Source organism: Luminiphilus sp. nBUS_07 (assembly GCF_051201685.1).
Taxonomy (GTDB): domain Bacteria; phylum Pseudomonadota; class Gammaproteobacteria; order Pseudomonadales; family Halieaceae; genus Luminiphilus.
This window is the reverse complement of sequence record NZ_CP179213.1, coordinates 1377812-1397071: the sequence shown is the minus strand read 5'-3', so window position 1 is coordinate 1397071 and position 19260 is coordinate 1377812. Positions and strand designations below refer to the sequence as shown.

Below are 19260 nucleotides of genomic sequence, written 5' to 3'. Positions count from 1 at the left end.
CCCTACCCCTGCCAAACCAAGGCGAGGGACAGATCAAAACCAATTCCCCTGGCCACCTCGATAGCCTCTGATCGATCAATATCCTTCCTCGATGCGACCCAAAGGTTGGCACAACGCGTGCCTGTACGGCAGTAGGCCAACACGCGCTCGCCGCTATCAAACAATGCTGTCAACGCCCCAAGGTCTTCCCCGGGGAAATTAGACGCGTCTATGGGATAGGGCGTAAAGCTTAAGTCGGAAGCCTGTGCCGCCTCAGCCATCTCAGTCATCGTTGCTTGCCCTGGAACCTCGTGATCAGGCCGATTACAAATAACGTGCTTGAAGCCCTGTGCGGCGAGATCCGACATGTGGCCGGGTTGAATTTGACCCGCCACGAAAACATTTTCACTGAGTTGAATAATTGGTGTTGTTGACATTAACCGCTGTCTCCTCGGTAAATCCGATCAAGCCCTTCTCGAAATTGCTGACCCCACGCATTCAAAATTCGCTTGGCATCTGCCGTATTCGTCACGCTGTTACTCCATTGCAGGCGCATTGAGTTTAGATTGCGACGTCGATCAACAACTCGAAAAAGCGTTTCTCCGGTTGAAGCATCAGCCACCTCGAGAAATAACGTCATTTCTCCAGATTCCGTCGTGTAAGAGCGGGTGACACCGGGACTGCTGATATCGGGAGCGGCGACGTCGAGATTAATAATATTGGGCCGCAGAAGCAGAGTGCCCGCCGCTGCCTGATCCTCAGGAATTATCGAGTAGGCCGGTTCCTCGGAGAGAACGGTAAGAAATTCTGCCTCGCACAGCTCGGCCAGACTGGTTCGTATACCTTCCATGTCTGAATCGGTAATTCGTCGGGAAGTTGCGCGCCTAGTGTTATTTTGATCACGCTGCCAATTCTTGCGGAATGCCACCTCACAGTGATGCACCGCAAAGCTATCGTAAGCGGAGATATCAACCCCCGGCTTGGCATAGACCATGCCAAACTTTGTATCCTCTTGCAGTACTAGACCGTCGTGAGAGACTTCCGGTGCTGTCGGTGACGAGCTGCACGCCGCCATCAGAACCACTAATGCTGTTGCCAGTATGGGCCGCACCGCCCTCTCCATGATATGTCTTATATTCATAACTCATCCCTGTCCTGGTGGTTGTTAATGTGGCTGCAACTCCCCTACCCGCAATTTGGGCTTGTTAGAACTGCAACCCAGCCTTTAAGTCATGGCTTAGATTAGCCCAAGCTCAACCGATAGCAACTCTTTGATTTCTTCTCGAGGATCGACAGGCACTGCAATCGGCGCGCCGATAATTTGCGCTGCAATATCGAGATAGGTCCTGGAGACGTCAAGGAGCATATTTTGGGGTAAGCGTGCCTTGCTCGCGTAGGCCTCACGCTCTGGCATTCTTTGTTTATCGAGCAATAGCTCTCTATCGGGCACCCAGCTCAAAAGCGCCTGTCTAAACCCTTCCTTACTATTTTCCAAGATATGACCCTGTGAATAGGCAGACGCATTCCAAATACGAGATGAATCTGGTGTGCCGACTTCATCCATATAAATGAGTTCGCTGGTGCCCATAGCGTTGGTCGCGTAACCAAACTCAAATTTGGTATCAACAAATAATTGACCTACCTTGTCCAGTCGATCGGCGATGACAGCAAAGCCCTCCCGCAGCAAGCGCTCATACTGATCAATGTCTGCGCTTTGCTCAAAGCCAAGGTCAGACCAATGACGCTCCAAATCTGCTCGCGTAATATTGACATCATCGATTGCTGGAATGCCCTCTAACCCAGCAAGCACACCCTTACTCGAAGGGGTTATCAACACCTCCTCTAACCGCTGGTTTTCCATCAAATCATTGGGCAAGTCGATCCCGCAAAAGAGACGCTCCCCCTTCTCATAAGCACGCCAAAGCGAGCCGGTAATGTACTGACGAGCAATCGCTTCTATGCCTACAGGTTTCGCCCTCTGAACAACCCACACCAGAGGGTGTGGCGCCTCGAGAATGTGACTGCGAGCAAGGCCGGCATTGGCAAAGGCTTCAAACCAAGCTTCTGACACCGCATTAAGCGCTGCCCCCTTGCCAGGCACGCCGTTTAGACCATCTTCAGCACGCCAGATGCAGTCAAAAGCCGATAAGCGATCTGAAACGATGAGAATGGCGAGTTCCGCATCGCGAGATACCGGATAATTTCTGCTCTCGATCAAGCGGCGACTATCTTCTGGCCTCAACCAGTAGACCGAACGCACTTTCCCTGAGTGCACGGCTTCGTTAGAAGGTATATTGAAATCGTCGTTGCGCTCCAAAAATTGCAGACTCACAACGATGTGCCCTCGTTGCAACCCGTCGAGGTTTTATCGCTAGGCATAAGTACGGAGCCCCACTGCGTCCCGCACTTGCTCTAAGAGCGCCTTACTCTTTGGACGTAAACGCTCTGCACCGGCCTGCAGCACCTCCTCTACCTGTGCAGGCTTCGCCATCAGCTCATGGTACCGCTCCCTAGGCTCGGCCAATTCATTATTGACCAGCTCGAACAACTGCTTCTTGGCCTCACCCCAGCCGATGCCACCCTCAAAATCGGCGTACATCCTTTGCCGCTCATCTTCGCAAGCGAAAGCCGACCAGATTTGGAAAACCGTAGATTCTTCAGGGTTCTTCGGCTCACCTGGCTCCAAAAGGTTGGTTTTAATTTTATTAATACTTTTCTGAAGTTGTTTTGGGGTCCCAAACAAGGGGATAGTGTTGCCGTAACTCTTGCTCATTTTACGGCCATCAAGCCCCTGCAGCACTGCCACATGCTCACCAACCACGGCCTTGGGCAGGGTAAAGATCTCAGCAAAGTTATGATTGAAGCGCTGCGCAATATCACGCGCCATTTCCACATGCTGAATTTGATCTCGACCCACTGGCACATCGTGAGCGTTAAAAATAAGGATATCGGCAGCCATTAATACCGGGTATGAAAACAGCCCCATAGTAATGCCAAAATCCGGGTCCTCATTAGCGTCGCGATTGTTTTGTACAGCAGCCTTGTAGGCATGGGCACGATTCATTAGCCCCTTCGCCGCATTACAGGTAAGAATCCAAGAGAGCTCAGTGACCTCTGGTATGTCAGATTGTCGGTAAAAGTGCGCCTGCTCGGCATCTAGTCCCGACGCCAACCAGGTCGCAGCGATTTCTAGGCTGGACTGAGCAACTGCGGCTGGGTCATGACACTTTATGAGCGCATGATAGTCGGCCAGGAACAGGTAAGCGTCTACCTCTGCTTCTCGTGAGGCATCCACTGCAGGACGAATGGCACCTACATAGTTGCCTAAATGTGGGGTTCCCGATGTCGTGATGCCGGTCAGCACGCGTCTGCGTGTCATTTCAATTCTCCAAACAAGCGTCAGGCGACGCGATTGTAAAATGCGGTGAGCAGTGCCCCTAGAAAATCCACATCCGCAGCGCCCGCCAACTCCCGAATGGAGTGCATTGCGAGAGTTGGGACACCAAGGTCTATGGTCATAATGCCTGTTTCTGCCGCTGTGATGGGTCCAATTGTACTGCCACAGCCCATATCTGAGCGAACAACAAAATGCTGAAGAGGCACTTCTACGCGCTCAGCTAAGAGGCGCAGCAGAGCAGAGCCCTCTCCCGATGTGGCATAACGCTGGTTGCGGTTGATTTTGACAACGGGGCCGTGATTGAGAAGCGGTCCGTGGGCCTCATCATGACGATCACTAAAATTCGGATGTACCGCATGGGCATTATCAACCGACAACATCGTTGATCGCTCCCGCAAGCGCCGGCTAGCGGCTGCGGTGCCCGTAATCGAAGCGAGAACATCCGTCAGCATTGGGCCCTGAGCGCCGACTGCCGACGTACTGCCGACTTCCTCATGGTCGTTACAAACCAGCAGAGACCATTGCTCGGCATCGGCATCTAGCAAAGCCATCAGACCTGCATGACAGCTCAACAGGTTATCGAGTCGCGCTGAGGCAAGAAAAGCATTATCGATACCGACGATGCCCGCGGATTGGCAGTCATAGAGCGAAAGCTCAAAATCAAGAACTCGAACTGGGCCCTCGTTGGGGTGCTCTAGGGCTACTTGATCAGCGAGCAACTGGGCCCAATCTAGGCTCGAGCCATCCGCCGTCGGGAGCCCGGCAATCAGCGGCAAAATATCGGTTTGCGGATTGATACTGCGATTTTTATTGGCCTCTCGATCGAGATGGATCGCCAAACTAGGGATAATCGCAATTGGCCTTTGAAAATCTATGAGGCGCGAAATCAGCTCCCCTTTGGAATTTTCAAAGGACACGCGCCCAGCGAGGGATAAGTCTCGATCAAACCACGGATTAAGCAACGCCCCTCCGTAGACATCAACAGCAAGCTGATGGGCACCCGAGCGTTTTTTAAGCGGATTGGGTTTAATCGAAAGGTTAGGGCTGTCTGTGTGTGCACCAATCATGCGCAGCCCTTCCTCACAGCGCCCCGACCCCGCTCTGAACGCAACAATAGAGCTGTCGTTGGCAGTAACGAAATACCCCTGCCCCGCTTCGAAACTGATGTCATCAAGGTGCTCTAGCCCCATGAAACCCGCATTCTTGAGCCGCTTTGTTAGCGCAGCAACGGCATGAAAGGGTGACGTTGCCTCACCCAAAAAAACCAGCAAGTCATCAAGACGCTTAGACATAAACAATTCCAAAATTCATGAAAGGAGAATAACTACGACCAGCCCACAACCCAAAACGAGTCGATACACAACGAAAGGCATGAGGCCAACACGATCAAGGATACCCAGAAATACGGCAATTGTGGCGTAAGCACTGATGCCGGCCATCAACATTGCGGTCACAAGTTGGGCTAAAGGTGGCGACACCGCCTCACCAGAAAACCACGTGAAACCCATATATATCATCGCCATCAAAATAACTGGGACCGATAATAAAAAAGAGAATCGAGCGGCCGTAGCCGGGTTGTAACCCAACATCAAAGCAGCCGTTATGGTGACCCCTGATCGGGACACGCCGGGAACCAAGGCCACGCTCTGTGCCAAGCCAATGAGACAGGCATCTCGCCAAGAGATAGCGCGGATATTCGAATCAGCTTCAGCAGGAGCCATTCGCGCGGCGACCCCCATTAAAATGCCAAAGAACAACGTGGTAAACGCGATGACAGGTAGCCCTCGCAGGCCCCCTGAAATAACTTCATGAAACAGCAGACCCACCAATACAGTGGGCAGTGTTGCCGCTGCCAAAAGCCACAGCTCGTTGTCACCCTCACTCTTAGACGCTGTATCTAACCGCAGAGAGCCAAGTAGCCTCATAAGGTCAGCTCTGAAGTAAATCATGACGGCGATTAAAGTCCCGCCGTGAACAAACACATCGAACAGCAAGCCCTGATCGCTCCAAGAGAATAATTGCGCAGGCAAAACTAGGTGGGCCGAGCTTGAGATCGGTAAAAACTCGCTCAAACCTTGAATGAGTGCCAATACAATCGTCTGGGTCCAATCAAGCACGTTTAGGTTGCTCCGCCAGCTTCTTCCAGCCGATATCTGTCTGAACATAGAGGGGCTGTAATTGCTCTGCTGAGATGCCCAAGCGTGGATTGGGATGCTCGCAGACAAATTGCAGGGCCGACATCGCCCTTGGGCGCACCTCAGCGTGCACTGCCAACTCAATGGATAATCCTGCTCTCAGCCTATCTGCTACTGATGTGGCCGCAGAACCCACCACCCGTACGGGATGAGACGCACAATCACCAAGCTGATCGAGGAGGCGCTCAGACATACCCAGACAAGGCTCACCCACCGGTTGAAGTCCACCATCACGACCATCGAATAAGCGCCAGTAAAACTGCCCCGTCTGTGCTTCAATTGTGCTCAAAACGTAGCCGCCTGAATCGCCGAGCTCTGTACGCGCAGCCAATGCCTGGGACATCAGTGAACAAAAAGGCAATACCGGCACGTTTAATGACCACGCTAAACCCTGCGCGACGCCCGTCGCAACGCGCAATCCCGTGAAGGAACCCGGGCCAACGCCACAAACAATACCCTCGACGGCACTCAAAGGCTGTCCTGCCAAAACCTGATCTATCATTGCAAGAATATGGCGATTGTGGGCGCGGGGCAGCAGCTCGTGTCGCTCCGCCGAGTATTCTCCCAGCACGCAGGCAAGGGAGCAGGCATCTGTCGAGGTGTCTAAAGAAAGTAGCGCCGGCATGGAAAACCGCAGAACATCCGTGGGATAATTCGACATGATCCCACAGTCCCGCCCTAAATTGCATCGTTCAGAGTTCACACTTGGTGTTCTTGCCGGAGGCTCCGGTGTCCGGGCAGGCCGTCGAGACAAAGGCCTGATGATCGCAGGAGGACGAACGCTGCTCGAGAGAACTCTCGAACGCTATGGGGGCGGCTTCGCAGAGGTGATCACCTGTTGTCGTGAGAATGCTTGGTTTTATTCAAGGTTTTCAAATCGGGTACTCTGCGACGTTAAAGCAGGGCAAGGCCCTCTACAGGGACTTTCCGCACTGCTAGCCGCTACTCAAACGCAATATCTTGCGGTGATTCCCTGCGATCAGTACAGCCTGCCACTGAACTGGTTCGAACGGTTAAGCTCCGCCCTCAGTCCCACTGTAATCGGTGTATTTGCGACAGACGACGACACCCACACACCCTGCTGCGTTCTCAATCGCGATGTGCACTCGCAAGTCACCGCATTGCTCACGCAAGGTAAACGTTCATTGATGGCACTGTATGAATGTGAAGGGCTCAAGCACATTGCAGTACCCGGCGCAGGCATGGACGTCGACCATACCCATGCTCTGCACGGCATGATAAGGCGTCCGCCGCAGTAAACGTCAAATTGCGATTAAAAAAAAAGCCGACTCATGTCGGCTTCTTTTGGTCTTGCGAAAACGCTACTTCTTCTTCGCTTTTTTCGCTGCAGCTTTTTTAGCAGGAGCTTTTTTAGCGGGCGCTTTTTTTGCCGGCGCCTTCTTGGCTACTGCTTTTTTCTTGGCAGGTGCCTTCTTCGCTACCGCTTTCTTTTTCGCCGGCGCTTTCTTAGCTACTGCTTTTTTCTTGGCAGGCGCCTTCTTCGCTACCGCTTTTTTCTTCGCCGGCGCCTTCTTGGCTACTGCCTTTTTCTTAGCAGGCGCCTTCTTCGCTACTGCCTTTTTCTTTGCAGGTGCCTTCTTCGCTACCGCTTTCTTCTTTGCCGGCGCTTTCTTGGCTACTGCTTTTTTCTTGGCGGGTGCCTTCTTTGCTACCGCCTTCTTCTTGGCCGGTGCCTTTTTCGCTACTGCCTTTTTCTTAGCAGGCGCTTTTTTTGCGGCGGCTTTTTTGGCGGGGGCTTTTTTAGCAACAGCTTTTTTCGCTGGTGCTTTTTTCGCTACTGCCTTTTTCTTTGCGGGTGCTTTTTTAGCTGCCGCTTTCTTTTTAGCTGGTGCTTTTTTTGCTGCTGCCATGCTTATCTCCAACTGTGTAGTAGTAGTTACTTTCGCAACCTAACAATGTTTATTTTTAATGACAAGTAATTGGTGTAAGAAAAACCTCAGTTTTGTAATAGTTTTTTTATCTCCGCAGAAATTTTTTCAACATTACCGACGCCATGAATCTGGTGATAGGCCGGGCCATCCAGCTTCTGATAGAAATCAACTAACGGTCTCGTCTGCTGTTGATAAACGTCGAGACGCTTGCGAACAGTTTCCTCTTTATCGTCATCGCGCTGAATAAGTGCTTCGCCCGTAGCGTCGTCTGCACCTTCCACCTGAGGTGGATTGTGCACAACGTGATAGATACGTCCGCTCTGGGGGTGGACGCGGCGTCCACTTAGGCGGCCAACTATTTCTTCATTGTCGACTGAAATTTCTATGACGTGATCGACGTTGATTCCCGCATCGACCATAGCTTGGGCTTGGGGAATCGTTCTTGGAAAACCATCGAACAAGCAACCTGCACTGCAGTCAGATTGCTGCAAGCGGTCTTTTACCAAATCAATGATCAATTGGTCAGAAACCAAGCCACCTGAATCCATAATACTTTTAGCTTGCAAACCTAACTCGGTGCCTGCCGCGACTGCAGCACGCAACATATCGCCCGTAGAAATTTGAGGAACGCCAAACTGCTCACACAAAAACTTCGCTTGTGTACCCTTTCCTGCGCCAGGCGCGCCTAGGAGAATAATTCGCATGGGGACTTCCCTTTTGTTATGCACACGTAGTTTTTGGTTCGACGACCGCCCCACGACCGTCGATCCTGCCCTCAGTGGGAGCGCCAAAAGTACACAGCCTTAGCATCGGTTACAAGCGCTAATCCCTGCTTTTGGCTGACTGCCAACGCGCTTCCATTTGCAAAATTGACTCATCGCTCAAAGCGCTCCCCTCCTCTAATGCAGAGGTTTCCATGTCACCAAAGCGCGTTTCAAATTTTTCATTGGCCTGCCGCAGCACACCTTCAGCGTCATAACCCAAATGACGCGCAACATTAACCGCGCTAAAGATGAGGTCTCCAAGCTCTTCCGCCATAGACTCATCATCGTTTTCAGTCACTGCTTGCTGAAATTCATCCATCTCTTCTTGAAGTTTTGCCAACACGCCACTCAGTTCCCCCCAATCAAAGCCAACGGTCGCAGCTTTTTTTTGAAGCTTCTGCGCCCGGCTTAAAGCAGGGAGCGCTTTTGGGACATCAGCAAGAACACCAACGGTTTTACTGTGGCCTTTCTCTTTTCGCTTTATCGCTTCCCAGTTTGCCTTAACTTCATCGGTCGTTACCGACCCCAGAACACGTCCTTCAACAGCGCCCCCTGCAAACACGTGGGGATGACGTCGTAAAAGTTTGCGCGCAATGCCATCGACCACGGCGTGAAAGTCGAAGGCACCCAATTCTTTACCCAGTTCACTGTAAAAAATTACTTGAAATAAAACATCCCCCAACTCTTCAGCAACATGAGGCAAATCGACTTGCTGAATAGCATCCACCAGCTCGTAGCACTCTTCTAAAGTATGAGGGATGACACTGGTAAAGGTTTGCTTTGTGTCCCAGGGGCATCCGTCGGACGGATCCCTAAGACGCTCCATGATCCTCAGCAAATCTGCAATACCAAACTCATAGCCTTTGTGACCATCGGTTAATTCAGTCATCAACCACAACTCTCCTCGCCGAAATCACATTGTCCAGCTGGTTCAACTTAGCCAACAGCTCCATCAGACCATCAATCGTAGACACCTCGGCGCGCAGGCGCATGTGGGCCGTATTATCCTCGAGGTGGCTCTGCGTGTTGATCGAGGTCACATTGGTAGATGCCTGCGCTAAAACCGATGTCACGTCGGCCAAGAGGCCCTGCCTATCATACGCCGTTAACTCAATATCAACCGGAAACATTGCCACATCGGCACTGCCCCAATTTACCGCAATAATGCGCTCGGGATATTCGCTGTGAAGCGTCAATAGCCGAGCACAGTCTGCTCTGTGCACAGTTACCCCTCGGGATCGGGTGATATAGCCCTCGATACCGTCGCCCGGTACTGGCATACAACACCCGGCAAATTGGGTCAGTAAATTTCCGACACCATCCACCTTTGGAGCGCCGTCTGATGCAGGTCTATCTTGATGAATAGCCCACTCGGGGTGCTGATCCTTCTCAAAGTGGGTGACAGTTTTTGCAACGCGAAGCACTTGTTTAGAGGTGAGATCACCAGAGCCGACGGCTGCAAACATATCATCAACCGTATTCTGACTTAGGGCCTCAGACATCGCCTTGTAATCAAGAGACGTGAGGGCCAATCGCGCGCACTCCCGCTCTACTAATTCACGCCCTGCTGCCACATTGTCGTCGCGGTTTTGAGACTTAAACCATTGCTGCACACGGTTCCTGGCACGCGCTGTGCGCAGAAAGCCTGACGACGACAGCAACCAGTCCCGACGAGGCTGCACGGTGCTGGCCGTCAAAATTTCAACCCGCTCCCCAGTACCTAAAACATAGGTCAAGGGCACCAAAGTCCCGTTCACCCGAGCGCCCCGACAACGGTGCCCAACCTCGGTATGAACGTGGTAGGCAAAATCCAACGGAGTCGCCCCCTGAACTAAACTCACCACATCGCCCTTAGGAGTAAAGACGTAGACACGATCCTGCGCTGAATCAAAGGTGAATTGTTCAGCAATTACCTCATCGTCGCCCACGGTCTCGTGCCATTCTAAAACTTGCCGGAGCCAACTAAGCTTTTCCTCGTAAGTATCTGGGCCCGCTCCCTGCGCATCGCTCGCTTTGTATCGCCAGTGAGCACAGACTCCTAACTCGGCCTCCTCGTGCATCTCCTCAGTACGAATTTGCACTTCTAAAATCTTCCCTTCAGGCCCAATAACGGCCGTGTGCAGTGACCGATATCCATTCTCTTTTGGGCTGGCGATGTAGTCATCAAACTCATTGGGTATGTTGCGCCACATACCATGCACTACCCCCAGCGTCTGATAACAGGCGGCCACATCGTCAACCAGAATCCGTAGAGCTCGGATATCGTGTACCTGTGAAAAGCCGATACCCTTACGCTGCATTTTTCGCCAAATGCTGTAAATGTGCTTTGCGCGTCCGGTAATTTCGAAAGACAGCCCGGATTGCGTCAGCGTTTTCGTTAACTGCGCATTTATCCTAGCGATAAAACTGTCTCGATCCTGGCGCCGCCCGTCGAGCAAATTTGCAATCCTGTGATAGGCATCTTTATTGGTGTAACGGAAGGAGAGATCTTCTAACTCCCATTTAAGATGACCAACACCTAGCCGGTGCGCTAATGGCGCATAAACGTTAAAAACCTCCCAGGCGATACGCTGTTGCCGATGTTCATCAGCGCCCTTGAGCGCACGCATAGCAACAGTACGTTCAGCCAGTTTAATCAACGCCACGCGCACATCATCTACAATCGCTACTAGCATACGTCTTATGTTGATATTGGGCGCTGTTGACTGCCCAAGAACAGGAACATCACTTAAACCTGTGAGATCGCTAACTGCCGCCATCCGCAGCACGCCATCGAGTAGGCTCACAACTTTGTCACCGAAGCGATGCCTAAGCTGATCAACAGAAATAACTTGTTGGCGGACTGGACGGTAGAGAAAACCTGCCAGTAAGGCGTCTGGACCCAGCCGCAACTCAGCAAGGATTTGCACGGTCTCAAGGCCTACAGATAGGACATTGGCATTACCGGCCCAGTCCATAGTACCTTGAGATTGCTCGGGATCCTGTTCGCTCAACAAGACAAAGGCGTCGATTAATCGCTCTTGGTCGAGAGCGTCAAGAGGTGTTGCAAGACCACTTAACCAATGGGAAAAACCCGCTTGGTCTAGGGTTGCAGTTTCAAGTACGGCTCTGACTTGCACCATAACCAAGCACCCTCAACTCTCGTAAACACCTGTCGAAAGGTAACGATCACCACGATCGCAAACGATCGCAACAATCGTCGCTCCCTCCACTTCTTGATTGACCTGCAGCGCAGCACTGATTGACCCACCCGAAGATACCCCTGCAAAAATACCCTCTTCTGTTGCCAGCCGACGCATCATGATCTCAGATTCCGTCTGGGAAATATCAATGGTTCGATCAACCTTCGCAGCTTGGAAAATTCCGGGACGATAAGCCTCTGACCAACGTCGAATGCCGGGTATTTGCGCGCCATCTTGGGGCTGTAAGCCAATAATCTGGATCGCAGGATTTTTTTCTTTCAAGTACGCCGATACCCCCATGATTGTTCCTGTCGTGCCCATTGAGCTAATAAAGTGCGTCACCTCACCGCGAGTCTGTCGCCAAATCTCAGGTCCGGTTCCACGGTAATGGGCCAAGGGATTATCAAAATTTGCAAACTGGTTGAGAACAGTGCCCTCCCCCCTAGATTGCATGGCTTCTGCCAGATCTCTTGCGCCTTCCATCCCCTCCTCACGACTGACTTGGATGAGCTCCGCACCATAAGCGGTCATTGCTAATTTTCGCTCGGAACTCATATGGGCAGGCATAATGAGCCGCAAACGGTAACCGCGTATGGCTGCAGCCATAGCGAGGGCAATCCCCGTGTTACCACTAGTCGCCTCAATGAGGGTGTCTCCCGGACGAATGTCACCTCGGCTCTCAGCCTCAGCAATCATACTCAGAGCAGGCCTATCCTTTACGGAACCCGCTGGATTGTTACCCTCAAGTTTACAAAGCACGTGATTCTTGGAGCCCTCTGCCAGCCTCTGCAAGCGCACTAGTGGCGTTTCCCCCACAACACTTTCGATGGTTGGGTACAGACTTTCAGCGGGGTTCATGTGACTTCCTTTTCAATTCTAGTGCACAGACAAATCATAAGTCATGGTGTTAGGTGTTGCCCTGTACCTTCAGAGGGTTTTTCGCCACACCTGAAAGACTTCAATAACTCGCGGCTTTTCAGGGGCCGATCGCCAAGGTGCAACTGTAAGGCAACGCGCGTCAACTCTTTTAGAGGCTGGCGATTTGATACCTCGAGACCATCGCCGTTAAACGACCAGTCCGCGATGTTCAACAACTGATCGCCGCGCAGGGCCGCCGGGGTATTCATAACCTCATCAGACTTGAAGATTTGGCGCACAAACCCTTGCATGGGGTCATATCGATAGACGTCGGCAGCCGTAACGGCATCGCTTTGCGCATCCACATCAAAACGCATCCCGTAGCCCAGTTCATCGAGAAGCATCAGCTCAAACTTTCGTAGCGCTAGCTCAGCCTCTGCGATAACCAGCGCATCAACAGTCTCCCCGTAGAGCGCAAAGAGCGTTGGACAACTGACAAACTTCGGCAACAACCGAATCAACAGCTCATTGAGGTAGAGTCCGCTAAACACCTGCTCTCCAGCGAGATCGAGACCCGCACCAGCCATTTCGAGCCGGTGTAAAGTCTTTAACTCACCTCGCCCCCCCGTGGAGACCAGTAAGGGCGTGAAAGGCTGCAGCACTCCGGCGTGACTTCCACCTTTTGCTTTTCTGCGGGCGCCTCGCACGACGGCAGCCATACGCCCAGACGTTAGCCCCAATAGATCAACGAGAAAGCCGCCATCGCCGAAATTGCGCCGATGCAGCAACCATGCCGGCTCCAACTCACTGGCCATGCCTCAGATGCCGTCCTCGAACCCTAAGCTTCTCAGTGCTCGTTCATCATCGGACCAGCCAGACTTCACTTTCACCCAGAGCTTAAGCATCACTTTACGAGAAAAAGCCACCTCCATATCTTTCCTGGCTTCGGTGCCAATTGATCGCAATCGGCTTCCTCCCTCGCCAATCACAATTTTTTTCTGCCCTTGCCGTTCGACATAGATTAACGCGTCAATGCGCAGCAGTTTGCCGTCGAGCTTAAAACTCTCGATTTCCACAGCCGTGGTGTACGGCATTTCGTCGCCTAGCTGCCGGACAATTTTTTCCCGGATGAGTTCAGCCGCAAGAAACCTCTCAGACCGATCAGTTACCTGATCCTCGGGAAAGAAATGGACGCCTGACGGCATTTTGTTGCGGATGTAAGTCATCAAGGAGGGTAAGTTTGCCTGTCGAAGTGCGGATATTGGAAATATTGCGTCAAAGTCAAACTTTGACCGTACAGACTCCGTCCAAGGCAGTAAAACGGCCTGGTCCTCTAGGCGATCAATTTTGTTAATCACAAGGGCGACGGGAGTTTCAGTATGCCTCAGCGCCTCAAGCACCAGATCGTCCTCGGATGTCCAGCGATTTCTGTCAACGACAAAAAGCACCAAATCAACATCCGCGAGAGCACTGCTAGCAGCACGGTTCATATACCGGTTGATCGCCTTACCCTGCTCCAGATGCATACCCGGAGTATCGACAAATACAACCTGATCGCCACTGTCAGTGTAGATGCCCATCACTTGGTGGCGGGTTGTTTGAGGCTTTCTTGAAGTAATGCTAATTTTTTGACCCAGCGCATAATTTAGCAGCGTTGATTTGCCCACGTTGGGGCGGCCTATGATGGCGGCATAACCGCAGCGTTGGCTCCCTTCAGTCATTGCTTAGATCTCCCATTGCCACAGAAGCAGCCTGTTGCTCAGCGTTTCGACGACTGGAACCACGACCCACAAAGCCAGATTTATGCCCCTCAATTTGACAGCGCACCTCAAACTCCTGCGCATGATCTGGCCCTTCGATACCTACTAAATCATAGTGCGGCAAAGGCAGGTTTCTCGCCTGCAGCCACTCTTGCAGCAACGTTTTACTGTCCTTATCGCCATCAATTTGAAGGTCAACCAACGCATCTGCAAACCAATTAAGGACAACTGGCGCAGCGATTTCGTATCCAGCATCTAGCAGCATTGCACCAGCAACAGCCTCAACCGTATCCGCGAGAATGCTGGCACGGTGCCTGCCACCGCTTTTTCGCTCTCCGACCCCCAAGGCCAGACATTCACCCAGGCCATACTTTTCCCCCAACTTTGCTAAGAATGTGCCGCGAACAAGCTTGGACCGCAGTCGCGTCAATTGACCTTCGCTTGCCTCGGGGAAGTTGGTAAACAAACGTTGGGCGACGACATGATTAACGAAGGAGTCACCGAGAAACTCAAGCCGCTCGTTGTTGCTGCGTCCAGCACTTCGGTGGGTTAATGCCAGCTTGAGGCTTTGAATGTCACGAAAACTGTATCCGAGACGAGCTTGCAGACTCAGTAGCTGAGGTGACTGGCGAGACGCGCTCAATTCCCATCTACTTTAAAGATCAAATCGTCAAAGTTCATAACGCCGTCAACGATCCAAAACAGAGGAAAACGCACTTCGTAATTTGCATCAATCACAATTTTACGCCGCTCGCGGTAAATCTCGATATCGCTAGCATCGATGACGTCAACCTGTGAGGTTTGCAGCAGCTTACGAATGCGGGTTCTAATTTCCAAGGCACTCTGGGTTTCGGGATCAAACTCTTCAACCGTTCGCTCAACGATGTCTTTGACCGTCAGGTATTCTAGGTAAGACGGGGTAATCCTCAGAATTAGCACAAGGGCTACACTGAGCACTAGAAGGTATAACGCTAACGTCCACAACGTAAATCCACTCTGACGTGCTCTCGCTGTTAGCGCTTTATCCATGGTAGCCCCTAAACTCAGTCAATTGACCCGGCCCGACCGAAAGACGGAATCGAGAACAACGACTCCCAGTGCATCCAGATGGCCACGGCCCGACCCACAAGATCTTTTTCTGGCACCTGCCCCCACACCCGGCTATCGCTGGAGTTGTCTCGGTTATCACCCATCATGAAGTAGTGCCCGGGTTTCACCGTGGCGGAAAAATCCCTTGAAGGTCGCCGCTGGTCTGTCTGCATAAGGTAGCGGCCCGTTCCCACAGACTCAAGACCAACCTCGTACCGAGATTTACCCTCGGGGACCGTGGCTAACCACTCCCTCGGTATGGCCTTACCATTGACTGAAATGGCCTTACCTCGATACTCGATCCGATCTCCAGGAATCCCAATCACCCGTTTGATGTAGTAGGTGTCGTTTTGATGGGGGGGATAGAAAACAACGACGTCACCGCGTTCCGGCTTGCCAATGGGCACCACTTGAGACCGCGCCACAGGCAGTCTGATGCCGTAATTAAATTTATTAACCAATATAAAATCACCGACTTCCAAAGTGGGCACCATGGAAGACGAGGGAATTTGAAATGGCTCAAACAGAAAGGAGCGAAGGATAAATACGGCGGCCAATACGGGAAAAAATGACCGCGCATACTCCACTATGACAGGCTCAGAGGCCGTCTCTGCAAAGGATGCTCTGTATTTCTTGGCATCCCCTGCCTCGGCCTGATCCCACTTCGGATATCGACGTTGAAGATCCGCAATTCTGACCCGCCTAGGTCCCGCGGCAAAAAGCGCATCCAGCGCCCAAATAAGCCCGCTACCGGACACCAGTATCAAAAGAATTAAAGGAAAATCAATATTCACATTGGCTCCGTTGTGATCACATTCTTCAACTGTCGACCTGCAAAACAGCTAGGAACGCGGACTGGGGGATCTCTACGTTACCCACCTGCTTCATACGTTTCTTACCCGCCTTCTGTTTCTCTAACAGCTTCTTCTTTCGAGAAGCATCGCCACCATAACATTTAGCAGTGACGTTTTTGCGCAGCGCTTTGACCGTTTGGCGTGCCACAATTTTGCCCCCAACGGCGGCCTGAATCGCCACGTCAAACATCTGACGCGGGATAAGCTCTTTCATTTTTTCCGTCAACACCCGTCCACGACCCTGTATATGGTCACGGTGAACAATGACAGCAAGGGCATCAACACGATCGCCATTGATCAGCACATCCAGCCTCGACAGCGGGGCCGCCTGAAAACAGTGGAATCCATAATCCAAAGAGGCGTAGCCCCGGCTGACAGACTTCAAGCGGTCAAAGAAGTCGAGAACGACTTCAGCCATAGGAATATCGTAAATAAGCTGAACCTGCTTACCCAAGTACTGCAGGTCCACTTGCGAGCCACGCTTATCAATACACAGCGTGATAATGTTGCCAAGGTACTCTTGTGGTGTCAGAACGGTACAGCGGGCAATAGGCTCACGCATTTCCTGAATTTCACCAACGTCGGGCAATTTAGAGGGGTTGTCCACATTGATCACGCTGTCATCTTTCCTGACTATCTCGTAAATCACAGTGGGAGCTGTCGTGATTAAATCGAGGTTGTACTCTCGCTCCAAGCGCTCCTGAATAATCTCCATGTGGAGCATACCCAGAAAGCCGCAGCGGAAGCCAAACCCTAAAGCGTCAGAGGTTTCAGGCTCATAGAAAAGCGACGCGTCATTGAGGGTCAGCTTCCCCAGAGCGTCTCGAAAATCTTCGTAGTCGTCAGAGGAAACCGTAAAGATGCCCGCATAAACCTGAGGCTTCGCTTTTTTAAACCCGGGCAATGCCGGTGTATCCGGGTGAGCCACAGCGATTAGACTGTCACCGACGGGGGCACCTTTAATGTCCTTAATACCGGCAACAATAAAACCCACTTCCCCAGCGGCCAAGGCACCGGTTTCAGTTCTTCGCGGTGTGAAAACCCCCACCATATCCGCTTGATGTTGTTTACCGCTCGACTTAACGATGAATTTGTCGCGCTTGCGCAACGTGCCCTGAGTAACCCTTACCAATGAAACGACCCCCAAATAATTATCAAACCAGGAGTCAATGATCAGCGCTTGAAGTGGCGCGTCTCGGTCCCCGTCGGGACTCGGTATATTTTTAATCAAGTATTCCAGAGCGTCTTCAATACCCAGCCCTGTCTTCGCGCTAACCGGACAGGCATCTTGCGCATCGATACCAATGATCTCCTCAATTTCCAGCTTGACCGTGTCCGGATCGGCCTGAGGTAGATCCATTTTGTTAAGTAGCGGCAGTACCTCAAGGCCTTGCTCTATGGCGGTGTAGCAATTAGCTACCGACTGCGCTTCAACGCCTTGAGCCGCGTCAACAACGAGCAAAGCGCCCTCACAGGCTGATAAGGAACGTGACACCTCATAAGAGAAATCGACGTGCCCGGGGGTATCAATGAAGTTTAGTTGGTATTCCTCACCGTTCAGCGCCTGGTACATCAGCGTGACGCTTTGCGCCTTAATCGTGATGCCACGCTCACGTTCGAGATCCATGGAATCAAGCACCTGCGCTTCCATCTCGCGATCCGATAACCCGCCGCAATGCTGTATGAAGCGATCGGCCAGCGTAGATTTGCCGTGATCGATGTGCGCAATAATTGAAAAATTGCGAATATGACTCAATTCAGTCACGCGCTGGATTCCCGATAATACCGGGCCGGAATCGGCCCAGAAAAGCGCGGCATTCTACCCCACCCCGTTACAGGATGCATTGGCCGTCGGCGGCACCGCAAACTATTGTTCGGCTTGTGGGACACGAATTGCCAAAAATAGCGGTGCGCCTCGTCGGATTAAGCGAATCGCAACAGACTGGCCCGGCTGCAAACGCGCCACCGCACCCGTGAAATCCTCTAGAGACTGCACAGCACTGCTTCCCAGACGCGTTACCACATCGCCGCCTACAATACCTGCAGCTGCTGCGGGGGAATCTGGCGCCACCTCTAGCACCAACACGCCTCCACTAAGACCCAGCTCAGCCATCATGTCGTCGTCTGCAGCCTCAAGCACCATGCCAAAAATAGCGTCATTGTCATCGGCACCGGGCATCCGTCCAGCAACAGAGGGGCGCTCATCTGCGTCCAGCCCACCCACGACAACCTGCAAAGTTTGGTTTTGACCGTCTCGGCGCACGACTGCCTCGACTTCACTCCCTGGTGCAATCAGGCCCACAACATGCGGCAAGTCAGAGGAGGTGTTAATCATCTGTCCGTCAAATTCGAGAATGATATCTCCGCTCTGAAGACCCGCCTCCTGAGCGGGCGAATCGGCACCTACCTGAGCGATCAGAGCGCCCGAGGGGCGATCGAGGCCGAAAGACTCGGCGAGATCAAGATCCACATCTTGGATACTGACGCCTAACCAACCTCTGGTGACTTCTCCGGACGCCTTGAGCTGCATCACTACATTGTTGACAACCGCAGCAGGGATGGCAAAAGACAATCCAATTGAACCACCCGAGCGAGTGAATATCTGTGAGTTAACACCGACCACTTCACCCTGCAGATCAAAAAGTGGCCCCCCTGAATTACCCGGGTTGATCGCCACATCAGTCTGGATGAAAGGAACGTAGTTCTCGCCGGCCTCGGTAGGCAAGCTGCGCCCTTTCGCACTCACAATGCCCGCGGTAACAGAGAAATCTAGGCCGAACGGCGACCCGATAGCCAGAACCCATTCACCGACAGCAACATCGTCCTCAGCAATTTTTAAAACCGACAAATCGTCAGATTCAATCTTCAATAGGGCCAGATCAGATCGAACGTCTGTGCCAACTATTTCAGCCTCAAACTCCCGTCTGTCCAACAATCTGACGGTCACTGAGGTAGCCCCCTCAACGACATGATGATTGGTCACAATGTAACCGTCTTCAGAAATAATAAATCCCGAACCGGTGTTCTGCCGCTGCCGCTGCTGGGGTGCTTGGCCCCGGAACTCAAAAAACCTACGCAAGTATTCTGGCAGCTCTTCTAGTTCGTCAGCACCGGGCATCGGCTGTGCCTGTGCATTGGCCTCGACAAGAATTTTCACAACGGCAGGAGCCGCAGATTCAACAATGGGCTGAAAGTCTGGCAGAGCAGCCCGTGTTGACCACGGTAACAGCGTCAGCAAAGCCACTATGACGAATTTATACATCGATCTTCTCCTTGAATTCATACCTGAA

Annotated in this window: 20 protein-coding genes; 1 reads left to right on the top strand and 19 read right to left on the bottom strand. The window is 52.2% G+C overall.

Annotation, left to right across the window (positions count from 1 at the left end; genetic code table 11):
- Nucleotides 1-2 precede the first annotated feature (2 nt).
- From ACMAZB_RS06185 to tsaB, 7 genes are all read right to left on the bottom strand, one after another.
- Nucleotides 3-416: a TIGR01244 family sulfur transferase gene (locus ACMAZB_RS06185; RefSeq protein WP_435219832.1), complete on the bottom strand. Its 414-nt coding sequence runs from the start codon at nucleotides 414-416 to the stop codon at nucleotides 3-5.
- On the bottom strand, nucleotides 416-1120 hold the full coding sequence (locus tag ACMAZB_RS06180; RefSeq protein ID WP_435219831.1) for a DUF3313 family protein: 705 nt from the start codon (nucleotides 1118-1120) through the stop codon (nucleotides 416-418). Before ACMAZB_RS06180 ends, ACMAZB_RS06185 begins: the two co-directional genes overlap by 1 nt.
- Before the next feature lie 96 nt (nucleotides 1121-1216).
- On the bottom strand, nucleotides 1217-2317 hold the full coding sequence (gene purC, locus ACMAZB_RS06175; RefSeq protein WP_435220062.1) for a phosphoribosylaminoimidazolesuccinocarboxamide synthase: 1101 nt from the start codon (nucleotides 2315-2317) through the stop codon (nucleotides 1217-1219).
- A 33-nt stretch (nucleotides 2318-2350) separates the two neighbouring features.
- Nucleotides 2351-3358: a tryptophan--tRNA ligase gene (trpS, locus tag ACMAZB_RS06170; RefSeq protein WP_435219830.1), complete on the bottom strand. Its 1008-nt coding sequence runs from the start codon at nucleotides 3356-3358 to the stop codon at nucleotides 2351-2353.
- Nucleotides 3359-3378: 20 nt separating this feature from the next.
- On the bottom strand, nucleotides 3379-4668 hold the full coding sequence (locus ACMAZB_RS06165) for a M18 family aminopeptidase (RefSeq protein WP_435219829.1): 1290 nt from the start codon (nucleotides 4666-4668) through the stop codon (nucleotides 3379-3381).
- A 15-nt stretch (nucleotides 4669-4683) separates the two neighbouring features.
- The gene (locus ACMAZB_RS06160; protein ID WP_435219828.1) at nucleotides 4684-5493 is read right to left on the bottom strand and encodes an undecaprenyl-diphosphate phosphatase; all 810 of its coding nucleotides are present in this window, start codon (nucleotides 5491-5493) and stop codon (nucleotides 4684-4686) included.
- Entirely contained in the window at nucleotides 5486-6232 is a 747-nt protein-coding gene (gene tsaB / locus ACMAZB_RS06155; protein WP_435219827.1) for a tRNA (adenosine(37)-N6)-threonylcarbamoyltransferase complex dimerization subunit type 1 TsaB, read from the bottom strand. Before tsaB ends, ACMAZB_RS06160 begins: the two co-directional genes overlap by 8 nt.
- Between tsaB and ACMAZB_RS06150 the strand changes: the two genes are divergently transcribed.
- A complete protein-coding gene (locus ACMAZB_RS06150) occupies nucleotides 6231-6830 on the top strand; it encodes a molybdenum cofactor guanylyltransferase (RefSeq protein WP_435219826.1) in 600 nt (199 codons plus the stop codon). The genes tsaB and ACMAZB_RS06150 overlap by 2 nt on opposite strands.
- Before the next feature lie 63 nt (nucleotides 6831-6893).
- On the opposite strand, the gene ACMAZB_RS06145 is transcribed toward ACMAZB_RS06150, so the two are convergent.
- From ACMAZB_RS06145 to ACMAZB_RS06090, 12 genes are all read right to left on the bottom strand, one after another.
- Nucleotides 6894-7442, bottom strand: coding sequence for a hypothetical protein (locus ACMAZB_RS06145; RefSeq protein WP_435219825.1), 549 nt, complete (start codon nucleotides 7440-7442; stop codon nucleotides 6894-6896).
- Nucleotides 7443-7528: 86 nt separating this feature from the next.
- Nucleotides 7529-8167 (bottom strand): adenylate kinase, encoded by a 639-nt coding sequence (adk, locus tag ACMAZB_RS06140; RefSeq protein WP_435219824.1) that lies wholly within the window; start codon nucleotides 8165-8167, stop codon nucleotides 7529-7531.
- A 118-nt stretch (nucleotides 8168-8285) separates the two neighbouring features.
- Nucleotides 8286-9116, bottom strand: coding sequence for a nucleoside triphosphate pyrophosphohydrolase (gene mazG, locus ACMAZB_RS06135; protein ID WP_435219823.1), 831 nt, complete (start codon nucleotides 9114-9116; stop codon nucleotides 8286-8288).
- Nucleotides 9109-11349: a RelA/SpoT family protein gene (locus tag ACMAZB_RS06130; protein WP_435219822.1), complete on the bottom strand. Its 2241-nt coding sequence runs from the start codon at nucleotides 11347-11349 to the stop codon at nucleotides 9109-9111. The genes mazG and ACMAZB_RS06130 overlap by 8 nt, the downstream gene beginning before the upstream one ends.
- 12 nt (nucleotides 11350-11361) lie before the next feature.
- Nucleotides 11362-12267, bottom strand: coding sequence for a cysteine synthase CysM (cysM, locus tag ACMAZB_RS06125; RefSeq protein WP_435219821.1), 906 nt, complete (start codon nucleotides 12265-12267; stop codon nucleotides 11362-11364).
- A 41-nt stretch (nucleotides 12268-12308) separates the two neighbouring features.
- On the bottom strand, nucleotides 12309-13082 hold the full coding sequence (gene recO / locus ACMAZB_RS06120; protein WP_435219820.1) for a DNA repair protein RecO: 774 nt from the start codon (nucleotides 13080-13082) through the stop codon (nucleotides 12309-12311).
- Between the two features lie 3 nt (nucleotides 13083-13085).
- Nucleotides 13086-13988, bottom strand: coding sequence for a GTPase Era (gene era / locus ACMAZB_RS06115; RefSeq protein ID WP_435219819.1), 903 nt, complete (start codon nucleotides 13986-13988; stop codon nucleotides 13086-13088).
- Nucleotides 13981-14670 carry a ribonuclease III gene (rnc, locus tag ACMAZB_RS06110; protein WP_435219818.1) on the bottom strand — a complete coding sequence of 230 codons (690 nt, stop codon included), beginning with the start codon at nucleotides 14668-14670 and terminating at the stop codon, nucleotides 13981-13983. Before rnc ends, era begins: the two co-directional genes overlap by 8 nt.
- Nucleotides 14667-15056: a DUF4845 domain-containing protein gene (locus tag ACMAZB_RS06105; protein WP_435219817.1), complete on the bottom strand. Its 390-nt coding sequence runs from the start codon at nucleotides 15054-15056 to the stop codon at nucleotides 14667-14669. The genes rnc and ACMAZB_RS06105 overlap by 4 nt, the downstream gene beginning before the upstream one ends.
- 14 nt (nucleotides 15057-15070) lie before the next feature.
- Nucleotides 15071-15910, bottom strand: a complete 840-nt coding sequence (gene lepB / locus ACMAZB_RS06100; protein WP_435215323.1) for a signal peptidase I — start codon at nucleotides 15908-15910, stop codon at nucleotides 15071-15073.
- A gap of 25 nt (nucleotides 15911-15935) precedes the next feature.
- On the bottom strand, nucleotides 15936-17735 hold the full coding sequence (gene lepA / locus ACMAZB_RS06095) for a translation elongation factor 4 (protein WP_435219816.1): 1800 nt from the start codon (nucleotides 17733-17735) through the stop codon (nucleotides 15936-15938).
- A gap of 102 nt (nucleotides 17736-17837) precedes the next feature.
- Entirely contained in the window at nucleotides 17838-19232 is a 1395-nt protein-coding gene (locus ACMAZB_RS06090; protein ID WP_435219815.1) for a Do family serine endopeptidase, read from the bottom strand.
- Nucleotides 19233-19260 lie beyond the last annotated feature (28 nt).

Coding starts and splice junctions, on each gene's coding strand:
- ACMAZB_RS06185 (WP_435219832.1), bottom strand. CDS start 416: ATGTCAACAACACCAATTATTCAACTCAGTGAAAATGTTTTCGTGGCG.
- ACMAZB_RS06180 (WP_435219831.1), bottom strand. CDS start 1,120: ATGAATATAAGACATATCATGGAGAGGGCGGTGCGGCCCATACTGGCA.
- trpS (WP_435219830.1), bottom strand. CDS start 3,358: ATGACACGCAGACGCGTGCTGACCGGCATCACGACATCGGGAACCCCA.
- ACMAZB_RS06165 (WP_435219829.1), bottom strand. CDS start 4,668: ATGTCTAAGCGTCTTGATGACTTGCTGGTTTTTTTGGGTGAGGCAACG.
- ACMAZB_RS06150 (WP_435219826.1), top strand. CDS start 6,231: ATGATCCCACAGTCCCGCCCTAAATTGCATCGTTCAGAGTTCACACTT.
- tsaB (WP_435219827.1), bottom strand. CDS start 6,232: ATGTCGAATTATCCCACGGATGTTCTGCGGTTTTCCATGCCGGCGCTA.
- ACMAZB_RS06145 (WP_435219825.1), bottom strand. CDS start 7,442: ATGGCAGCAGCAAAAAAAGCACCAGCTAAAAAGAAAGCGGCAGCTAAA.
- adk (WP_435219824.1), bottom strand. CDS start 8,167: ATGCGAATTATTCTCCTAGGCGCGCCTGGCGCAGGAAAGGGTACACAA.
- mazG (WP_435219823.1), bottom strand. CDS start 9,116: ATGACTGAATTAACCGATGGTCACAAAGGCTATGAGTTTGGTATTGCA.
- ACMAZB_RS06130 (WP_435219822.1), bottom strand. CDS start 11,349: ATGGTGCAAGTCAGAGCCGTACTTGAAACTGCAACCCTAGACCAAGCG.
- cysM (WP_435219821.1), bottom strand. CDS start 12,267: ATGAACCCCGCTGAAAGTCTGTACCCAACCATCGAAAGTGTTGTGGGG.
- recO (WP_435219820.1), bottom strand. CDS start 13,082: ATGGCCAGTGAGTTGGAGCCGGCATGGTTGCTGCATCGGCGCAATTTC.
- era (WP_435219819.1), bottom strand. CDS start 13,988: ATGACTGAAGGGAGCCAACGCTGCGGTTATGCCGCCATCATAGGCCGC.
- ACMAZB_RS06105 (WP_435219817.1), bottom strand. CDS start 15,056: ATGGATAAAGCGCTAACAGCGAGAGCACGTCAGAGTGGATTTACGTTG.
- ACMAZB_RS06090 (WP_435219815.1), bottom strand. CDS start 19,232: ATGTATAAATTCGTCATAGTGGCTTTGCTGACGCTGTTACCGTGGTCA.